The organism is Endothiovibrio diazotrophicus (genome assembly GCF_054657215.1).
This window is the reverse complement of record NZ_BAAHXB010000008.1, coordinates 47419-64105: the sequence shown is the minus strand read 5'-3', so window position 1 is coordinate 64105 and position 16687 is coordinate 47419. Positions and strand designations below refer to the sequence as shown.

Annotated in this window: 13 protein-coding genes and 1 pseudogene; 5 read left to right on the top strand and 9 right to left on the bottom strand. The window is 67.1% G+C overall.

All coding sequences use genetic code 11. From position 1 onward, the window contains the following. Positions 1-144: 144 nt before the first annotated feature. The 3 genes and pseudogenes from ACYQ2W_RS03930 to ACYQ2W_RS03920 all read left to right on the top strand — a co-directional run. Positions 145-618, top strand: coding sequence for a helix-turn-helix domain-containing protein (locus tag ACYQ2W_RS03930; RefSeq protein WP_459863432.1), 474 nt, complete (start codon positions 145-147; stop codon positions 616-618). A gap of 167 nt (positions 619-785) precedes the next feature. Next, positions 786-2066: a hypothetical protein gene (locus ACYQ2W_RS03925; RefSeq protein ID WP_459863430.1), complete on the top strand. Its 1281-nt coding sequence runs from the start codon at positions 786-788 to the stop codon at positions 2064-2066. A gap of 14 nt (positions 2067-2080) precedes the next feature. Continuing rightward, positions 2081-2251, top strand: a pseudogene (locus tag ACYQ2W_RS03920) (NUDIX domain-containing protein); the annotation flags it as partial. A 61-nt stretch (positions 2252-2312) separates the two neighbouring features. Here the strand turns inward: ACYQ2W_RS03920 and ACYQ2W_RS03915 are convergent. Then, on the bottom strand, positions 2313-4652 hold the full coding sequence (locus ACYQ2W_RS03915; protein ID WP_459863428.1) for a TonB-dependent receptor: 2340 nt from the start codon (positions 4650-4652) through the stop codon (positions 2313-2315). Between the two features lie 356 nt (positions 4653-5008). On the opposite strand from ACYQ2W_RS03915, the gene ACYQ2W_RS03910 reads away from it, so the two are divergent. Beyond that, positions 5009-7000, top strand: coding sequence for a sensor histidine kinase (locus tag ACYQ2W_RS03910; protein WP_459863426.1), 1992 nt, complete (start codon positions 5009-5011; stop codon positions 6998-7000). A gap of 181 nt (positions 7001-7181) precedes the next feature. Here the strand turns inward: ACYQ2W_RS03910 and folE2 are convergent, their stop codons facing one another. The 8 genes from folE2 to ACYQ2W_RS03870 form a co-directional block, all read right to left on the bottom strand. Beyond that, the gene (gene folE2, locus ACYQ2W_RS03905) at positions 7182-8000 is read right to left on the bottom strand and encodes a GTP cyclohydrolase FolE2 (protein WP_459863423.1); all 819 of its coding nucleotides are present in this window, start codon (positions 7998-8000) and stop codon (positions 7182-7184) included. 3 nt (positions 8001-8003) lie between these two features. Further along, positions 8004-8384, bottom strand: a complete 381-nt coding sequence (queD, locus tag ACYQ2W_RS03900; RefSeq protein WP_459863421.1) for a 6-carboxytetrahydropterin synthase QueD — start codon at positions 8382-8384, stop codon at positions 8004-8006. A gap of 44 nt (positions 8385-8428) precedes the next feature. Beyond that, on the bottom strand, positions 8429-10327 hold the full coding sequence (gene dxs / locus ACYQ2W_RS03895; RefSeq protein ID WP_459863419.1) for a 1-deoxy-D-xylulose-5-phosphate synthase: 1899 nt from the start codon (positions 10325-10327) through the stop codon (positions 8429-8431). A gap of 356 nt (positions 10328-10683) precedes the next feature. Then, positions 10684-11571: a (2E,6E)-farnesyl diphosphate synthase gene (gene ispA, locus ACYQ2W_RS03890; RefSeq protein WP_459863417.1), complete on the bottom strand. Its 888-nt coding sequence runs from the start codon at positions 11569-11571 to the stop codon at positions 10684-10686. Between the two features lie 7 nt (positions 11572-11578). Next, positions 11579-11839, bottom strand: a complete 261-nt coding sequence (locus ACYQ2W_RS03885) for an exodeoxyribonuclease VII small subunit (RefSeq protein ID WP_459863415.1) — start codon at positions 11837-11839, stop codon at positions 11579-11581. 157 nt (positions 11840-11996) lie between these two features. Next, complete coding sequence (locus ACYQ2W_RS03880; RefSeq protein WP_459863413.1) at positions 11997-13163, bottom strand: hypothetical protein; 1167 nt, start codon at positions 13161-13163, stop codon at positions 11997-11999. Positions 13164-13291: 128 nt separating this feature from the next. Next, positions 13292-14857 (bottom strand): methyl-accepting chemotaxis protein, encoded by a 1566-nt coding sequence (locus ACYQ2W_RS03875; protein WP_459863411.1) that lies wholly within the window; start codon positions 14855-14857, stop codon positions 13292-13294. Positions 14858-14875: 18 nt separating this feature from the next. Beyond that, entirely contained in the window at positions 14876-15874 is a 999-nt protein-coding gene (locus ACYQ2W_RS03870; protein WP_459863409.1) for a hypothetical protein, read from the bottom strand. 224 nt (positions 15875-16098) lie between these two features. Between ACYQ2W_RS03870 and ACYQ2W_RS03865 the strand changes: the two genes are divergently transcribed. Then, positions 16099-16668 (top strand): CNP1-like family protein, encoded by a 570-nt coding sequence (locus ACYQ2W_RS03865; RefSeq protein ID WP_459863407.1) that lies wholly within the window; start codon positions 16099-16101, stop codon positions 16666-16668. Positions 16669-16687: the final 19 nt, after the last annotated feature.

Genomic DNA, 16687 nt, shown 5'->3' with positions numbered 1-16687 from the left:
ACCAGAGAAGACTATCCGCAAGGCCTCCACAACGATAAACTGCGCGGATGCGGACGCCCCGTCGCGTTTACGGATAGGGTAGACTTTGCGCCCCTGAGGATATGTGGGTTGCCGAAGGGATTGAGTGGGAGGAGTGGATAAGAAATGGCAGGATCGGATTACGAAAGGGATCTGTTGCGGGGTGTCATCCAGCGCATCTGCGAGCTGGAGGGACTGAGCAACGAGGTAGACGTGGCGGGGCCGTTGGGGGTGAATCCCCGCAATGTCGCCGCCTGGAAGTCGCGCAAGAGCGTTCCCTGGCTTCACCTTGAGGGCTACTGTCAAGCCAAGGGGTTGTCGATGGAGTGGATGCTCTACGGTCGCGGGGCGCGCAAGTCCTCCGACCTGCAGATGGAACCCGGCGCCATCTACCGGGTGACCACCGACCAGGATGCGGTCTACCGCATCTCCGCGGTGGTCCATCGTCTGTGCAGGGAGCTCGGCAACGAGGTGGACGACGCCACGTTCTCCGGCGTGGTGCGGTTGCTCCATCGCGAACGGATCGACAATCCCGAGCTGGAGCTGAGCGCCGGCAAGATCGAGGCACTGATCCAATTGGTCGTCCGTAATGGCGGCTGAGCCGGCGCCACCCCGGGGCGGGATTCCCGCCCTTGCTCATAATTCATTGGCAACCAATTAGTTAAAAGGCCATCTTAAACTTCTTCCTGATTCGGCCGATGGTACGTTAGGTCGGTGCCCATCGATGGGCCTCCCGGACATCACCCGCTGAACACGAACAGGTAACGATGGCCTCACCCCCCGCAGTCGTCGAACAGCCGGACGCCCCCGAGGAGGCGGACGCGCAGGCTCGTGCCGATCTCGGCCGGGGCGTGGTCGATCGTGCCAAGGAGCCCCAGGTCAGTGCCGATCTGGCGGAAAAATACAGTCGCCAGATGTGGGGCGAGGTGGCGGTCTTCGCCCAGATGGGGATTGCGGTGCTGGCGCTGGTCGGCTTCCTGGTCTTCCTCGGCCTCAGCTACATCGACAACCTGTTCAATATCGACTTCACGGAACTGGGGCTGGAGAATCTCAACGACTTCTTCCGCCTCTTCGTGATCCTCGTCCTCGGCGCCCTCAACGTCCACCTGATCCATCAGATCATGCGCTTTCTTGGCCGGCGGGTGCTGGTCATGGGGCTGCTCAAGGAGCTCAACGACGCCCTGGGCGGCGAGGGCGAGGTGCTCTGGAAGCTGCGCCCGATCCTCTGGGCGGAGGGCAACAAGGCGGTGGTCGAGCAGGAGGCGGCGTTCCTCTCCCTGCGCAACGGCATCGAGCTGGCCTACAAGTCGCTGCTCGGGGTGCAGACCAATCTGGTGGGGATTCTCCAGGCCACCAAGACCAAACACGACATCCATCCCCATATGGAACCCCTCAAGGAGTCCCTGGAGATCGCCGAGCGGCGCCTCCGGGTGCTCCGCTACCCCTTCTTTCGCGACGCCGGCTACAGCCTCGGCGTCAGCTTTTACAGTCGATTCCGCGCCGAGGTGGATGCGATGCTGCAGGAAATCTCCCGTCTGATGAACCAGTTCGAGAACATGGCGATGGTCGAGGAGGAGCGCAAGCTGGAACGCGAGCGCACCCGCCGCCTCGAACTGGATCGCCAGCACAAGATCAACGAGTTCTCCCTGGAGTCCCACCTCGACATCTTCCTCAAGCGGATCGAGGAGCTGACCCCGACCCGCCTGCGGGGCAAGTCACACACCAAGTTCCTGGCGCTCTACAACGCGCTGAAGCAGAAGTTCGTCACCGCCCAACTGCTGCCGCCGGAACGACTCGCGCGGATCGGCGAGGAGGTCAACCGGATCAACCAGATCGAGGACATCATCTCCTTCTACGACGAGAAGATCCGCATGGTGAAGAACGACTCGGTGGACCTCACCGAGCGCCGCGACAAGGCGCGCTACTGGACCCAGCTGCGCGATCAGCACATCGCCGAGCTGCGGCGCAAGAGCGTCGAGTCGATCCGCGGCGGTGGCGCTGGCGGTGACGGCAACGCTGCTCCCCCCGTCGCAGGAGGCGGGGCGTGAGGCCGGTCACCCCACTGCTCACCGTCGACATCGTGATCGAGTTGGACGACCGTCCCGATCGCCCCATCGTCCTGATCGAGTGACGCAATCCGCCCCACGGCTGGGCGCTCCCCGGCGGCCTCGTCGGCGTCGGCGAGACCCTGGAGACGGCGGCCCGCCGCGAAGCCGCCGAGGAGACCTCGCTGCGCTCGGCGGGATCGTCGGAAGGGGCCGGCAGAGGGCGCCGAGCGCCCTCGCCTTGAAACGTCAGAACTCGAAGGTGACCCCGGCGTAGAGCGAGCGGCCCGGGCCGGGGACGGCGATCCCCCAGGGCGTCCCCAGGATCGACATGGTCATGCCCTGGCCGACATAGGCGCCGCCGGTCGGCAACGAGTAGGACTTGTCGAGCAGGTTCTCGACCCCGAAGTCCAGGCGTGCCCGCTTCCAGGAGTAGCTGCCGCGCAGGTTGACCAGCCCGTAACCGGGGGTCTTGATCTCGTCGCGCAGATCCGAGACGTCGTCCTTGGCGCCCACCAGGGCGAGCTCGAGCGCGTTGTCCCAGGCGCCGATGTGATGGGTCAGGGTCAACCGGGTGTTGAGCGGCATGATGTTGTAGAGGCCGTCGTCGGTGTCGGTGTTGCGGCCGTTGACGTAGCTGAGCACGCCCCGCAGGCCGAAGGCGCCCATCGAGGTCTTGGCCAGCGGCATTCTGCCGGAGACGTCGACGCCGTAGAGACGCGCCTGCTGGTTGACGTACTGCAGGCGGACGAAACTGTCGGTGGCGCTCACGTTGGTCGTGGCGGAGCCGGGATAGGTGCGCCGGGCGTCGATGTAGTCGTCGACGTGGGTGTAGTAGGGGGTGACCGCCAGGCGGTATTCGCGATCGGCGCTGTGCCAGTCGCCGCTGACGCTGAGGGTGTGGGCCACCTCCGGGTCGAGGTCGGGATTGCCGACGTAGCCGTTGCCGTCGCCGACGAAGTTGTTCATGACCATGGCCATGCTGTTGGTCGACCAGCTGTAGCGCTCGTACAGGTTGGGCGAGCGGGTCTTGCGCGCGACGCCGAACTGCAGGTCGAAGGTGTCGCTGGAGCGGTAGGAGGAGAGCGCCGTGAAGTCCCAATTGGTGTCGGAGCGCTCGCGATCCAGGGCGTTGAAGGCGTCGCGCCCCGCGGGCATCGCCGCCACCGAGCTGCTCGCGTACATCAGCCCGAAGGGCATCCCCATGCGGGTCAGGTTGGTGGCCCCGGGGAGGGTCATGTCGGTGTAGCCGCTGACCGGCCCGGCATCGGTGGTGACCCCCTCCACGCGCAGGCCGAGCAGCGAGGTCCACCGCGGATTCCATTTGGCCTCCCACTCCGCATAGAGGGCCTTGCGGTCGCGCTGGCCGTCGTTGATGTTCCACAGGGTCAACGGCGCCATGCCGCCGATGCAGTTGCCCACGCCGCAGTCGGGGGCGGGCGGCCACCAGTCGTCGAGGCGATAGGTCTGCAGCATGCCGCCGACGCGCAGCAGGTCCCGCTCGCTCAGGTCGATCTCGCCCTGCAGCGACAGGCCGTTGGTGGTGCTCCCGGTGTACATCGGCATGCCGGCCACGGTGTAGAGGATGGCCGGGTTGTTCAGGTCGGGCAGGGTCCCGTAGATGAGCTGCTTGTCCGGCCCGAAGTCCATGAAGTGGTCGATCTTCTCGTGGTAGGCGCGCGCTTCGAGGTTGCCCCAGTCGAACTGGCCGTGGTAGCGCAGGTTGGCCCGCTTCTCCTCGTTGTCGAGCATGTCCATGCGCTGGTTCGGGTAGAGCTGCTCGGGCACGTCCTGAAAGCCCAGGGTCAGGTCGATCAGGTGGTTGCCGCCGCGCACGGCGAAGTCGAGCAGGTGGTTGCGTGTCTCGTAGGCGGTGGAGCCGACCTCTGAGGGGTCCAGGGCGTGGCCCGGACGACCGGTTGCGGTGAAGTTCTTGAAGTCGCCGCCGGCGTCGTAGTTGTCCGATTTGGCGCTCGCTCCGCGGTAGGAGAGGCTGAACCGGTCGTTGGCCAGGGTAGCCGCCACGTTGCCGCCACGGGCGTTGCCGTTGCTCCGGTAGAAGAGACCGAGCTCGCCCTTGGTCAGGGTCCCCTCGCCGGGGCGGGCGAACTCCGGTTCGCGCGTCTCGGCGGCGATCGTGCCGCCGATGCTGTCGCCGCCGACGCTGACCGGCGTGATGCCGGCATAGACCTTGAGACTTTCGATCTGGCTCGGATCGACGTAGGAGAGCGCGGGGTTCATGTGGTTGGGGCAGGAGGCGATCAGATCCATGCCGTCGACCGTCACCCGCAGGCGGTCGTCGGCAAGGCCGTGGATGGCCGGCAGGCTGGAGACCCCGCCGGCGCCGTAGAGGCTGACGCCCGGCACCTCCCTGATCAGGCTCGCGGTGTCGCTGGTGGCCGACGTCAGTGCGCGCAGGGATTGTTCGTCGACGAGCGTGGCCGCCAGCGGCCGGTCGTCGGTCCCCGGCGGAGCGGTGACGACGATGACTTCAAGCGCGGGCTCTTCGGCGTGGGCGACCCCGTGAACGAGGGTGGAGATCAATGTGGCAAGCAGAATTTTGCGCTGATTGGGCAGCGGACTTCTCATGGGGACTCCCTGAATCATACGTTGTGCTTTTCGCGAATGGCGACCGAAAGACGTCGGATTAGGGCAACTTGCACGCCAGAGATGAATATTCAATAAATATCAATAAGATAGGATTATTCAATGGGTGTGGCAGCGGCGCCCGGTACGAGCTTTCAAGCACTTCAACCGGTGAAATGCCCCAGGCCGGATGCGCCCGGGTGAAGGACGGCTTCAGGAGTGGCGAGTCCGGCATCGACGGCGGGCGCCACGGATACGGTGGTACGATGGAGGGCGTGCCGTGCCTACACGAGTCGTGTCGGTCCCCCCGACCGTTCGACACCGCCCCCTCCACTGCAATCCGGTAACGCCCCGTCCCCATGGCTCGCCTCTCCCTACCGTTCATCCTCCTGCTCCTCACCCTGGCCGGGCCCGCGCCGGCGGCGGGCGGCGCGGTGGTGCTCGATGGCACCGCCGGTCGCTGGACCTTCGGCGCGGCGCTCGTCGGGCGGGTCTCGGAGCACCCGCTCGACTACGCCGAGGCCGCGCGGCAGACCTTCGCCCCGCTGCCGCAGGCGACCGATGCCGGGCTCTATGTCGGTTTCGACCGCCGCGACCACTGGTTCCGCGTCGAGCTGGAGGTGCCGCGGCCGCTGGGGACGCTGTATCTGCAGCAGCCGTGGTTCACCCAGCGGCTGGAGGCCTACCTGGAGCGCCCCGATGGCACCCTCGCCAGCGCCTCCGCCAGCTCCCTGCAGCCCTTCGCGCAACGCCCGGTGGCCGCCCCCGATCTGGTGCTGCCGCTCGCCTTCGACCAGGCGGGCCGCTACCTTCTCACCTTCCGCGTCCGCTCCTCCCAACTGCTGCTGCTCGACCTCTCCCTGTGGCAACCCCAGGCCTATTACGCCGAGCAGGTGAGCAGGACGCGGATCGGCAGCGCGCTGATCGGCATCCACCTGTTCATCGTCCTCTTCACCGTGATGCTGGCGTGGGTGGCGCGCCAGCACTTCTACTTCTGGTTCGCCGCCGCGGCGACGGTCAATCTGTTCTCGGTGGTGGCGGTGGAGGGGCTCGGTGGGCAGTACCTGTGGCCCGACAGCCCCCTCTGGGGCAGCTATTCGGTGGCGCTCACCCGCATGGTCAGCCTGATGCTGTTGATCCGCTTCGTCGCCGAATTCCTCGAGGCGGCCAGCCGCGCCCCCGCGTTCCGCCGCTTCGGTTGCTGGCTGGTCTGGGCGCTGTTGCTGACCGGCGCGGCCCTCCCGTTCATCGGCATCGGCGTCGCCCATCGCCTGATGGGCATCGCCTGGCTGCTCTACCTGGGGGCGGCGGTGGTGGTCGCCCTGCGGCTCCACCGGCAGGGGTTTCGCGAGACCCGCTTCCTGCTCTTCGCCGTGCTGTTGTGGATCGCCGCCCTGCTGCTCAACTCCCTGCTGCTCTTCGGCCACTCGCCGGCCCTCGACCTGTTCCGTCTCGCCGAGGGGCTGCTGGCGACGAGCTTCCTGTTCTTCGCGGTGGCGCTGGCGGACCGCATGAACTATTTCCGCCGCCAACTGCTGGAGAGCCAGCAGGCGCTGCTCGCCGAGGAGCAGCGCCACGCCCTCGAGCTGGAGGGGAACGTCAAGCGGCGCACCCGCGAGCTGCTCGCCGCCAACGAGGCCAAGGACAAGCTCTATTCGATCATCGCCCACGATCTGCGCGGCCCGATCGGCTGGCTGACTACGGTCTTCGGCGAGTTGGTGGAGGAGGGGGCGGTGCTGGAGCGCGAGCTGTTCCTGGCCATCCGCCAGACCACCCGCAAGAGCTTCGCCTTGCTGGAGGAGCTGTTGAGCTGGTCACGCAGCCCCAGCGGCGCCATCGAGGCGCGCCCGACGGTCTTCCCCGTCGCCGCGGCGGTGGAGGAGTGCCGTACCCTGCTGCAGGCCCAGCTCGACCAGAAGGGGTTGCGTTTCCAGGGGCTCGACCCGGCGTGCGAACTGCGTGCCTACGCCGACCGGGCGATGGCCACCACGGTGCTGCGCAACCTGGTGAGCAATGCCGCCAAGTTCACCCCCCGCGGCGGGGCGATCGCGGTCACGGCGACGGCCGACGGCGGCGAGCTGCGGCTGGAAGTGGCCGACACCGGGGTCGGCATGAGCACGGAGGCGATGGCGCGGATGTTCGCCATCGAGGGGCGAATCCACACCTCCCGCGGCACCGACGGCGAGGTCGGCTCGGGCCTGGGGCTGCTGCTGTGCAAGGAGTTCGTGGAGAAGAACGGCGGCACCATCGGGGTGGAGAGCCGCCTCGGCGAGGGCAGCCGGCTCTGGTTCACGCTGCCGGCGGCGGACGGCGTGGAGTTCGCGACGGCGGGGGCCGTGCCCGGCGAGTGAGCCGGGTGCCTGCCGGGCTTTGGATGAGTCGGCCGTCCTGGCCGTAAGGGTCGACCGCGCTCGCACGATCTGGCCCGGTTCCAGGGGTACGGGCCGCTGTGCGAGGGGCGGGTACGGGAGACGGTGGAGCGGCTGCGCCACCGGCCCCACGCCCAGCGTGAGGAGTTCCAGGCGGGGTGGTTTACCCCGTCGTCTCCTTATCCCTCTCGATCAACGCATACGCCGAATGATTGTGAATAGACTCAAAGTTCTCCGACTCCAACACATATGCCGCGATCCGATCATCCGCGTTCAGCCGCGCCGCCACGTCGCGCACCATGTCCTCCACGAACTTCGGGTTGTCGTAGGCGTGCTCGGTGACGAACTTCTCGTCGGGCCGCTTGAGTAGCCCGTAGAGCTGGCAGGAGGCCTCCTCCTCGACCAGGTCGATCAGCTCCTCGATCCACACGAAGTCGCGGGTCCGCGCATTCACCGTGACGTGCGAGCGCTGGTTGTGGGCGCCGCGGTCGGAGATCTTCTTCGAGCACGGGCAGAGGCTGGTCACCGGCACCACCACCTTGATGTTGACGTTGACCGCGCCGCGGTTGATCTCGCCGATCAGGGTCACCTCGTAGTCCATCAGGCTCTCGACGCCGGAGACCGGGGCCTTCTTGTTGACGAAGTAGGGGAAGGTCATCTCGATATGACCGGAGTCGGCCTCGAGCAGATCGGTCATCTCCGCCAGCATCACCTTGAACGATTCGACGCTGATCTCCCGCTCGTGGCGGTTGAGGATGTCGACGAAACGCGACATGTGCGTGCCCTTGAAGTTGTGGGGCAGGTTCACGTACATGTTGAAGTTGGCGATGGTGTGCTGCTCACCCTGGGAGCGGTCCTTCACCCGCACCGGATGGCGGATGTCCTTGATCCCCACCTTGTTGATCGCGATGTGGCGGGTGTCGGCGCTGGCCTGTACGTCGGCAATGCCCACGTTGCAGGGGGCGTCGGTCTGGTCGGTCATGCTTCAGTCTTCCTCTGTGTAGCGTACGCAGGCCGTTTCGGTCTCCCACAGGGTGACGGCACTGACGCGCACACGCTCGTCGTTGATGCGCTCGGAGATGCCTCGGTGGAACCAGGCGGCGAGGTTTTCGGCGGTCGGGTTGAGGCGGTCGAAGGGCTCGATCTCGTTGAGATAGCGGTGGTCGAGCAGGTCGGCCTGGGCCTTCGCCTCGCGTTTGATGGTTTTGAAGTCGACCCCCATGCCGAGGGCGTCGAGCTCGTGCGCCACTACCTCCACCTCCACCTTCCAATTGTGGCCGTGCATGCGGCGGCAGTCGCCGGGGTAGTCGCGCAGGGTGTGTGCGGCGGCGAAGCCGGTGATGACTTTGAGGGTGTAGCGGCTCACGGATGGATTCTCTGGTGGTTCCGATCGGGGTATTTCCGATTGAATTACTCGGATTTTAGCGCATCGGAGGCGGTGCTGTCATCCAGCCGGCGGCGTACCGCGGAGGTGATGCCGGCGGCGTCGAGGCCGTACTCGGCGAGCAGCTCTTCGCGGCTGCCCTGGCCGGTGAAGCGGTGGGGCAGGCCGAGTTGGAGCAGCGGGGCGGTGAGGCCGCGTTCCGCCAGCAGCTCCAGCACGCCGCTGCCGGCGCCGCCGGCCACGGCGTTCTCCTCGACGGTCACCAGCAGTTCGTGGTCGGCGGCCAGTTGGAGGATCAGCGCTTCGTCGAGGGGGGCGACGAAGCGCATGTTGGCGACGCTGGCGTCGAGCACCTCCGCCGCTTCGAGGGCGGGGGCGAGCAGGCTGCCGAAGGCGAGCAGGGCGATCTTCGAACCCCGGCGGCGCAGTTCGCCCCGGCCGATGGGCAGCGGTTCCAGATCGGTCCCCGGGCCCGGCTCCAGTGGCACGCCGGGGCCGCCGCCGCGGGGGTAGCGGACCGCCGCCGCGCCGTCGTGAAGGAAGCCGGTGGTGAGCATGCGCCGGCACTCCGCCTCGTCGGCCGGGGCCATGATCAGCAGTTCGGGGATGCAGCGCAGGAAGCTGAGGTCGAAGGCGCCGGCGTGGGTCGGACCATCGGGGCCGACGATGCCGGCGCGGTCGATGGCGAAGAGCACCGGCAGCCTCTGCAGGGCGACATCGTGGATCAGCTGATCATAGCCGCGCTGGAGGAAGGTGGAGTAGATCGCCACCACCGGTTTCTGGCCCTCGCAGGCCAGGCCGGCGGCGAGGGTCACCGCATGCTGCTCGGCAATGCCGGTGTCGAAGTAGCGCTCGGGGTACTCCTTGGCGAAGCGCTGCAGGCCGGAACCCTCGCACATCGCCGGGGTGATGCCGATCAGTCGCGGGTCGGCCGCCGCCATGTCGCACAGCCAGTCGCCGAAGATCCTGGTGTAAGTGGGGCCTTTGGCGCCGCTGGCGGTGGGTTCGCCGGTCTCCGGGTCGAAGGTGCCGACGCCGTGGTAGCCGCAGGGATTCTCCTCCGCCGGGGCGAAGCCGCGCCCCTTGTGGGTGACCACGTGGAGGATGCGCGGGCCCTTCATGTGGCGCAGGTTGCGCAGGGTGGCGAGCAGGGTGGGCAGGTCGTGGCCGTCCACCGGGCCGATGTAGTTGAAGCCCAGCTCCTCGAACAGGGTGCCGGGGGCGACCATCCCCTTGACGTGCTCCTCGGCGCGGCGGGCCAGCTCCATCACCGGCGAGGGCATGTGGCTGAGCACCCGTTTGCCGCCTTCGCGCACCGAGGTGTAAAAGGGGCCGGTGAGCATTCGTGCGAGGTAGTTGTTGAGGCCGCCGACGTTGGGCGAGATCGACATCCGGTTGTCGTTGAGCACCACCAGCAGGTCGGCGTCGAGGTCGCCGGCGTGGTTCATCCCCTCGAAGGCCTCGCCGGCGCCCATCGCGCCGTCGCCGATCACTGCCACCACCCGCCGGCCGCGCCCCTCGCGGCGGGCGGCGATGGCCATGCCCAGCGCCGCGCTCACCGAGGTGGAGGAGTGGCCGACGCCGAAGGTGTCGTAGGGGCTCTCGGAGCGTTTCGGGAAGCCGGTGACGCCGCCCTTGCGACGCAGGGTGGGCATCGCATCGCGGCGGCCGGTGAGGATCTTGTGGCCGTAGGCCTGGTGGCCGACGTCCCACACCAGGCGGTCCTCGGGGGTGTCGAAGACGTAGTGCAGGGCGAGGGTCAGCTCCACCGTGCCGAGGCTGGCGGCCAGGTGACCGCCGGTACGGCTCACCGTCTGGATCAGGAACTGGCGCAGTTCACCGGCGAGCGACGGCAGGCGCGACTCGGGGAGCGCGCGCAGGTCGGCGGGCGAGTCGATGGAGGCCAGGAGCGGCGGGAGGGTCATGGAAAGGGGGAGCGGCGCTCGGGCGAAAAAGGGGAGATATTATGAGGAGGGGGGCGGGGGGATTCAACCGTAGGAGGCGTCGGGCTTCAGGCGGCGGGTTGGGCGCCCTGCGTCCCCGGGGATGTTCCGGTTACGACGCTCCGCGTCGCAACCCGGCATCTTGACGCTCTGCGTCCTACGGGGGTGCGCTGCGGCTTCGCTGCCTTCGTTCGGCACGACGCGGAGCGTCTTGCGTGGGGCGTTTCCACGCGGAGCGTGGAAACGAGAGGGGTGGGGGAGCGGTCAGCGCTGAATCGCCGCTGCCTTCGTGTCGGTGGATGCGCGGTCGCTTATCCACCCTACGCCTGACGTCTTCTTCAGCTCATCCGCTCGACGATGAACTCCGAGAGTTGGAGCAGGAACGCGGTATCGCCGTCGATGGCGGCGAGGCTTGCCTCGGCTTCGCGGTGCAGTTCGAGGGCGCGATCCTTGGCCCCCTGGAGGCCGAGCAGGGCCGGGTAGGTGGCCTTGTCATGGGCCTGGTCGGAACCGGCGGGCTTGCCGAGCAGCGAGGTCTCGCCCTCCACGTCGAGGATGTCGTCGCGGATCTGGAAGGCGAGTCCGATGCACTTGGCGTAGTGGTCGAGGCGCGCGACGGTCTCCTCCGGGGCGTGCGGCGCGGTCAGGGCGCCGAGGGTGACCGCGGCGCGGATCAGGGCGCCGGTCTTGTGGATGTGCATGTCCTCCAGTTCGACGACGTCGAGCCGCTGGCCGGTGGCGGCGAGGTCCAGCGCTTGTCCGCCGCACATGCCGCGGGAGCCGGCGGCCAGCGCCAGCGCCTCGACCATCCGCAGCCGCGCCTCCGCCGGTGCGGTGAGGGTCGGGTCGTGGGCCAGCAGGTAGAAGGCGTGGGTCTGCAGGGCATCGCCGGCGAGGATCGCGGTGGCCTCGTCGAAGGCCTTGTGCACGGTGGGCTTGTTGCGCCGCAGGTCGTCGTCGTCCATCGCCGGCAGGTCGTCGTGGATCAGCGAGTAGGCGTGGATCAGTTCCAGCGCGCAGGCCGGGCCGTCGAGGGTGTCGAGGGGGGCGCCGAGCATCTCGCCGGCGGCGTAGACCAGCACCGGGCGGATCCGCTTGCCGCCGCCGAGGGTGGCGTAGCGCATCGCGTCGTGGAGGCGGGCGGGGAGGGTGCCGGGGGTGGGCAGTCTCGCCTCCAGGGCCTCTTCACAGCGCGCCTGGTAGCGCTTCATTCGTTCACGCAGCATGGGCGGGTCAGTCCTCTTCCGTCTCGTCGTCGAACGGGATGAGGGTCTGTTGCCCCCCCTTCTCGGAGAGCATCTGTACCTTCTGCTCGGCCTCCTTGAGGGCCTGGTGGCAGCCGCGGGTCAGTTCGATGCCGCGTTCGAAGTCCTTCAGCGACTCCTCCAGGGTGAGCTCTCCCTTCTCCATCCGCTCGACCAACTGCTCCAGCTCGTCCAGCGCACTCTCGAAATCGGGGAATTCGCTCTTCGGTTCACTCTTCTTGGTCGCCACAAACACCTCTCCGGGCGGGTCGTCGACCCCGCTATCGCTCGAATCCGCGCACCTTAGCGCAGCGTCTTCGAGGGGTCAATTTGACTGGGGTAACCAGGAAGATCACAGAGGCTTTCGACGTCGGTTGTCGGCGAGCAAGAAGGGGGGAGGGACTGATTCAGGAGGCGCCCCAGTGGGCGGTCTCGATGCCGTCGCCGAGGTCGGCGTCGATCAGCCGGCGGCGCACCTCCAGCAGCCGTTCGATCAGCGCCGGCTCCGCCCGGCCGTAGCCGTCGGCGTCGGGGACGCGCTTGACCACCACGCCGAGCAGTTCGGTGATCGCGTTGCCGATGGAGTTCTGGCTGATGGTGACGATCAGCTTGCCGTCGTCGTTGCGGTAGATCAGCTGCTTGAAGGCGGGCTGCCAGCGGATCGCGTTGGCGTAGGCGGCGTCCTTGATGCAGCGGTCGCGGACCATCTTGGCGGTCTTCAGGAAGTCGTTGTCGAAGAGCAGCACCTCCTCCACCTGCACCGGGAAGTGGACCTCCTTGGGCGGCTCGGCATTGCGCGTCGAGACCTGGGTGAAGAAGGTGCGGTAGAAGTCGATGAAGCCCTTCAGGATCAGGTCGTATTCTTTCCAGAAACGGACCTCCTTGAGGGACTCCACGCCGCCCTGGATCTCCCAGCAGGGGAGACCCTGGGGGTAGCCGGTGAGGCGCACCATCGACTCCTCGGTGTGCAGCGGCTTGAGGATGCGCAGCTCCAGCGCCTTGTCGAAGAACTCCTTGTATACGTCGCGCATGTTGGCCTGAAACAGGCTGTGCTGGCCGCCGTCGGTGAGGTTGGGGTTGGCCGGGTCGGCCAGTGCCGCGCTGCGTAGCTGCGCCATCGGGAAGACGATGAAGTGGTTGTGCAGCATGCGGATGCTCGGCACGCCGGGGGAGGTGAGCGGCCAGGTGGCGTCCAGGCTCGCCTCGCCGGCGAGCACCAGGTGCTCGGCGGGGTCGGGATAGCGCTCGAGCATGTACTCGATGAGGATCTGGTTCATCCGGTTCCACACCCGCCTGGTCTTCTCGGGGACCTGGGTGCGGCGCACCGGGCGGCCGAGCGGGTCGAGGATCACCTTGGAGGTGTTGTAGATGATCGAGGTGTCGAACTCGTTGGAGTGGCCCAGCGCCTTGCGGTAGAGCAGCAGGTTCTCGGGGTTGACCAGCAGGCCGTTGTTGTGGACCAGGTCGTCGAGGTTCTCGGTGGAGTTGAAGAACTCGTTGGGCTTCATCCCCTCCGGGACCTCCAGGGGGATGGGTCGGAAGGGGGTGACGATCTCGCGCGGGCCGGTTTCCATCGGGGACTAACACCTTGATTCTTGTTTCGGACGGAGGGGCCGATTCTAGGCGGGGCGTAGGGGAGCGGGCCAATACGCAGATTTTTTGTGCCTATTTGCGACGTTGCGTGTGCGACTCGTGACACTGGTCAGACCTTGAAGCGCCCGACCACCGTGCGCAGCTCCTCGCCGAGGCGGCTCAGTTCATTGCTCGCCGAGGCGGTCTGGCCGGCGCCGGCGGCGGTCTGTTCGGAGATCGTCTGGATGTTGGTGAGGTTGCGGTTGATCTCCTCGGCGGTCGCCGACTGCTCCTCGGCGGCGCTGGCGATCAGCGTGTTCATGTTGAGGATGTTGCCCACCGCGCGGGTGATCGCGTCGAGCGATTCGCCGGCGTGGCGCGCCTGGCTGACCGTCTCCTCGGCCTTGCTACGTCCCTGCTCCATCACCTCCACCGCCTGCAGGGAGCCGTTCTGTAGCGCCTCGATCTCCTTGGTGGAGTCCTGGGTGCGTTGGGCCAGGGTGCGCACCTCGTCGGCCACCACGGCGAAGCCGCGCCCCTGGTCGCCGGCGCGGGCCGCCTCGATGGCCGCGTTGAGCGCCAGCAGGTTGGTCTGCTCCGCGATGGTCTTGATCACGTCGAGGACGGTGCCGATGTTCTCGCTGTCGCCCTTCAGTTGATCGATGACATCCGCCGAGCGCTGCACTCCGTCGGCCAGCGCGCCGATGGAGGCGATGGTCTGGCGCACCACCTGGCTGCCGGCGTTGGCCTCGCGGTTGCCCTCCTCGGCCGAGCTGCTCGCCTGCTCGGCGTTGGCGGCCACCTCGTGCACGGTGGCCGACATCTCGTTCATGGCGGTGGCCACCTGGCGGATCTCGTCGGACTGACGTTGTACCCCGTCGCTGGTCTGGGCGGTGACCGCGGAGAGCTCCTCGGCGGCGGTGGCCAGCAGGTCCGCCTTGCGGACCACCTCGCGGACGATCCCGGCGAGGTTCTCCACCAGCCGGTTGAACGATTCGGCCAGGGCGCCCACCTCGTCGCCGCTGGCGATCTCCGCGCGCAGGGTGAGGTTGCCGTCGCGTTCGATCTTCTCGACCGTTCCCTTGAGCCGCCCGAGATTGCTGCCGATCAGGTTGGCGAGGAACAGCGACATGCCGATGCCGACCACTACCATCGCCACCACCAGGGCGTATAGGGCGAGGCTGACGTGGCCGTTGGAACGGTGTACTGCTTCGACGATCTCGTTGACCTCCTTCTTGTGCTGGGCGACCTCGTCGCGCAGCTTCTGCATGATCGTCGCGGCGTGTTGCACCGAGCGGTGCAGGCGCTGGCTGCCATTGAGCTTGTCGTCGTCGATGAAGGCGCGGGAGGCCAGCTCAATCTCCTGATAGAGCTTTTCCAGCTCGTTCACCAGGCCGTTCATGTCCGGGTCCTCGAGCTTGGCGAGCAGCCGCTTGAGGTTCTGGTAGCGCCGTTCGCGCTGCTCCTTGGCCCCGCCCTGCATCAGCACCACGTACTCCATGGAGCTGAGGCGGAACTCGGTGAACTCCTCTTCGATGTCGGAGATGGCGCTCTGCATCTCGACCGCCGTGGCCTCTTCGTCGAGCAGATGCTGGTTGGTGTGCAGTTCGCCGAGCGCGAACAGCGAGACGGCCAGCAGGATCAGCAGCAGGACGCCGTTGCTGGCGAGGATCTTGGTGCGTATGGAATTGAACATGGTGGCGATCTCCCCGCGCTACTGGACGGCAATGACCCGATCCAGCATGTACTGGATGTGCTTCATCTCGCGGACGACGTCGGAGGGCGTCTTGCCGGAAGCGGGCTTGGTGGTGTTGGTGGTGGTGTGGATCTCCATCGGTACCTTCAGCAGGTTGAGTTCGGCGATGATGAACTGGGTCTGGAGGAAGACGTCGATCGGCTTCACCGTGGCGAAATCGGCGACCGCCGGCGGTGTGATCTCCGGCAGGCCGTAGCGTTTGCGCAGTTCATTGAGTCTGGTCCGTATGGCGAGCGCCTCGTTCAGCGCGTCCGCCGGCTTCTTGCCCTCCTCGCGGGGAGAGAGGGCGGTGCCGTCGGGGTTCATGCCGTAGATCGCGGTGACCAGTTGGCGCTTCTTCCCCTCCGCATCCTCCGGCAGCCGCTTCGACAGGGCGAGCAGGGTGGACTGCAGGTCTTCGCGGGCGCGCCGGATGTGGGCATAGACCTCGCTCGGGCTCACTTGGTTCCGGCCGTTGAGCAGATCGAGCTTGTAGTAGAGCTCGAGCATCGCCTGGAGGACGTCGGCGGGGCTCTTGCCGTGGTGGGGGCGGGGGGCGAAGTCGATGAAATCGCCACCGTCGCGGTAGATCTCCTCAAGCTCCTCGAACACCAGTCGGGTCAGGCGGTAGACGTCGGTGGGGGTGTACTCGATGGGCGTGGAGAGCGCCAGCGGCGGCGGCCGGCGGTCGTTGGCCAGGGCGTACTCGTAGAGTTCGGCGAGCGCCGCCACGTGCAGCTCGTAGACGTGCATCGGCTTGGCGTTCTCCTCCCGCGAGCGGGGCAGCTCACCGACGGCGGTGCCACGCTTGGCGAGGATGCGGTCGAGCAGTCCGTTGGCGTACTCCACCCCGGAATAGACGTCGTTGGGGGAGTAGCGGCGCTCGGCGTGGGCCTCGCCGGCGGCGAGGAGCAGGGCGAGGAGCAGGACGAGGCCGATCGATGCCGGCCGGCGGCGGGATCCGGGGGTGTGGGTCATGGGACAGTCCATTCTTTCGGTTGTCGGTTGGCGTTCCAAACCGTGATGTTAGCCGATCGCGCTCCTCTCCGGGCAACAGGGACGAGCGAACGACGCCGTCGTTCCATCCGCAATTGCGGGTCGGGGGAACGCGCGCGGTTCCCCGGGGGGCTGCGAAGCTCTACAATCGTCCGCCTCCGGCCGCATCGGGTGGCCGCAGCGGTGAGCGGGGACGGCGAGCAATCATGGTGAAGATGAGAGCGTGGGTGGCGCTGGCGGCGCTGGTCGCCGCCCCGGTGTGGGCGGGGGATTCCAATCTCTACCGCGATGACGACTGGTCGGGAAACTACCAGTTCGAGGACCCCGAGGCGTGGCAGGAGGGGGCGGTGAAACTTCCTCCCTATCCGCGGGACGGGGATCTGAAGGAGGTGCCGATCAACCGCAAGGGGTTCGAGTTCTTCGTCGATACCAGGCACCTGGCGGTGGGCAAGGACGGCGTGACCCGCTACACCTTCGTCATCCGCTCCACCCGCGGTGGCGGCGCGGCGAACGTCTTCTTCGAAGGGATCCGCTGCGCCAATCGCAGCTACCGGGCCTACGGCTACGGCTCGTCGGACGGCACCCTGCACCGCTTCGAGCGCTCGGAGTGGAAGCCGGTGGGAGCCGCCGATACCTTCGGCTACCGCTCCGAGCTTGCGCGTTTCTACTTCTGCGACGCCAATGTCCTGCCGCTGCCGGTCGAGAAGATCGTCGACCGTATCGAACACGCCGCGGACGAGACCTACTTCGGCGGTTCCGGCTTCCTCTTCAACTGATCCTGTCCCTCTCCCATCG

What these genes read in the sequence shown, in the direction of transcription:
- ACYQ2W_RS03930 (WP_459863432.1), top strand. Translation starts at nt 145, where the DNA reads ATGGCAGGATCGGATTACGAAAGGGATCTGTTGCGGGGTGTCATCCAG.
- ACYQ2W_RS03925 (WP_459863430.1), top strand. Translation starts at nt 786, where the DNA reads ATGGCCTCACCCCCCGCAGTCGTCGAACAGCCGGACGCCCCCGAGGAG.
- ACYQ2W_RS03915 (WP_459863428.1), bottom strand. Translation starts at nt 4,652, where the DNA reads ATGAGAAGTCCGCTGCCCAATCAGCGCAAAATTCTGCTTGCCACATTG.
- ACYQ2W_RS03910 (WP_459863426.1), top strand. Translation starts at nt 5,009, where the DNA reads ATGGCTCGCCTCTCCCTACCGTTCATCCTCCTGCTCCTCACCCTGGCC.
- folE2 (WP_459863423.1), bottom strand. Translation starts at nt 8,000, where the DNA reads ATGACCGACCAGACCGACGCCCCCTGCAACGTGGGCATTGCCGACGTA.
- dxs (WP_459863419.1), bottom strand. Translation starts at nt 10,327, where the DNA reads ATGACCCTCCCGCCGCTCCTGGCCTCCATCGACTCGCCCGCCGACCTG.
- ispA (WP_459863417.1), bottom strand. Translation starts at nt 11,571, where the DNA reads ATGCTGCGTGAACGAATGAAGCGCTACCAGGCGCGCTGTGAAGAGGCC.
- ACYQ2W_RS03880 (WP_459863413.1), bottom strand. Translation starts at nt 13,163, where the DNA reads ATGGAAACCGGCCCGCGCGAGATCGTCACCCCCTTCCGACCCATCCCC.
- ACYQ2W_RS03875 (WP_459863411.1), bottom strand. Translation starts at nt 14,857, where the DNA reads ATGTTCAATTCCATACGCACCAAGATCCTCGCCAGCAACGGCGTCCTG.
- ACYQ2W_RS03870 (WP_459863409.1), bottom strand. Translation starts at nt 15,874, where the DNA reads ATGACCCACACCCCCGGATCCCGCCGCCGGCCGGCATCGATCGGCCTC.
- ACYQ2W_RS03865 (WP_459863407.1), top strand. Translation starts at nt 16,099, where the DNA reads ATGGTGAAGATGAGAGCGTGGGTGGCGCTGGCGGCGCTGGTCGCCGCC.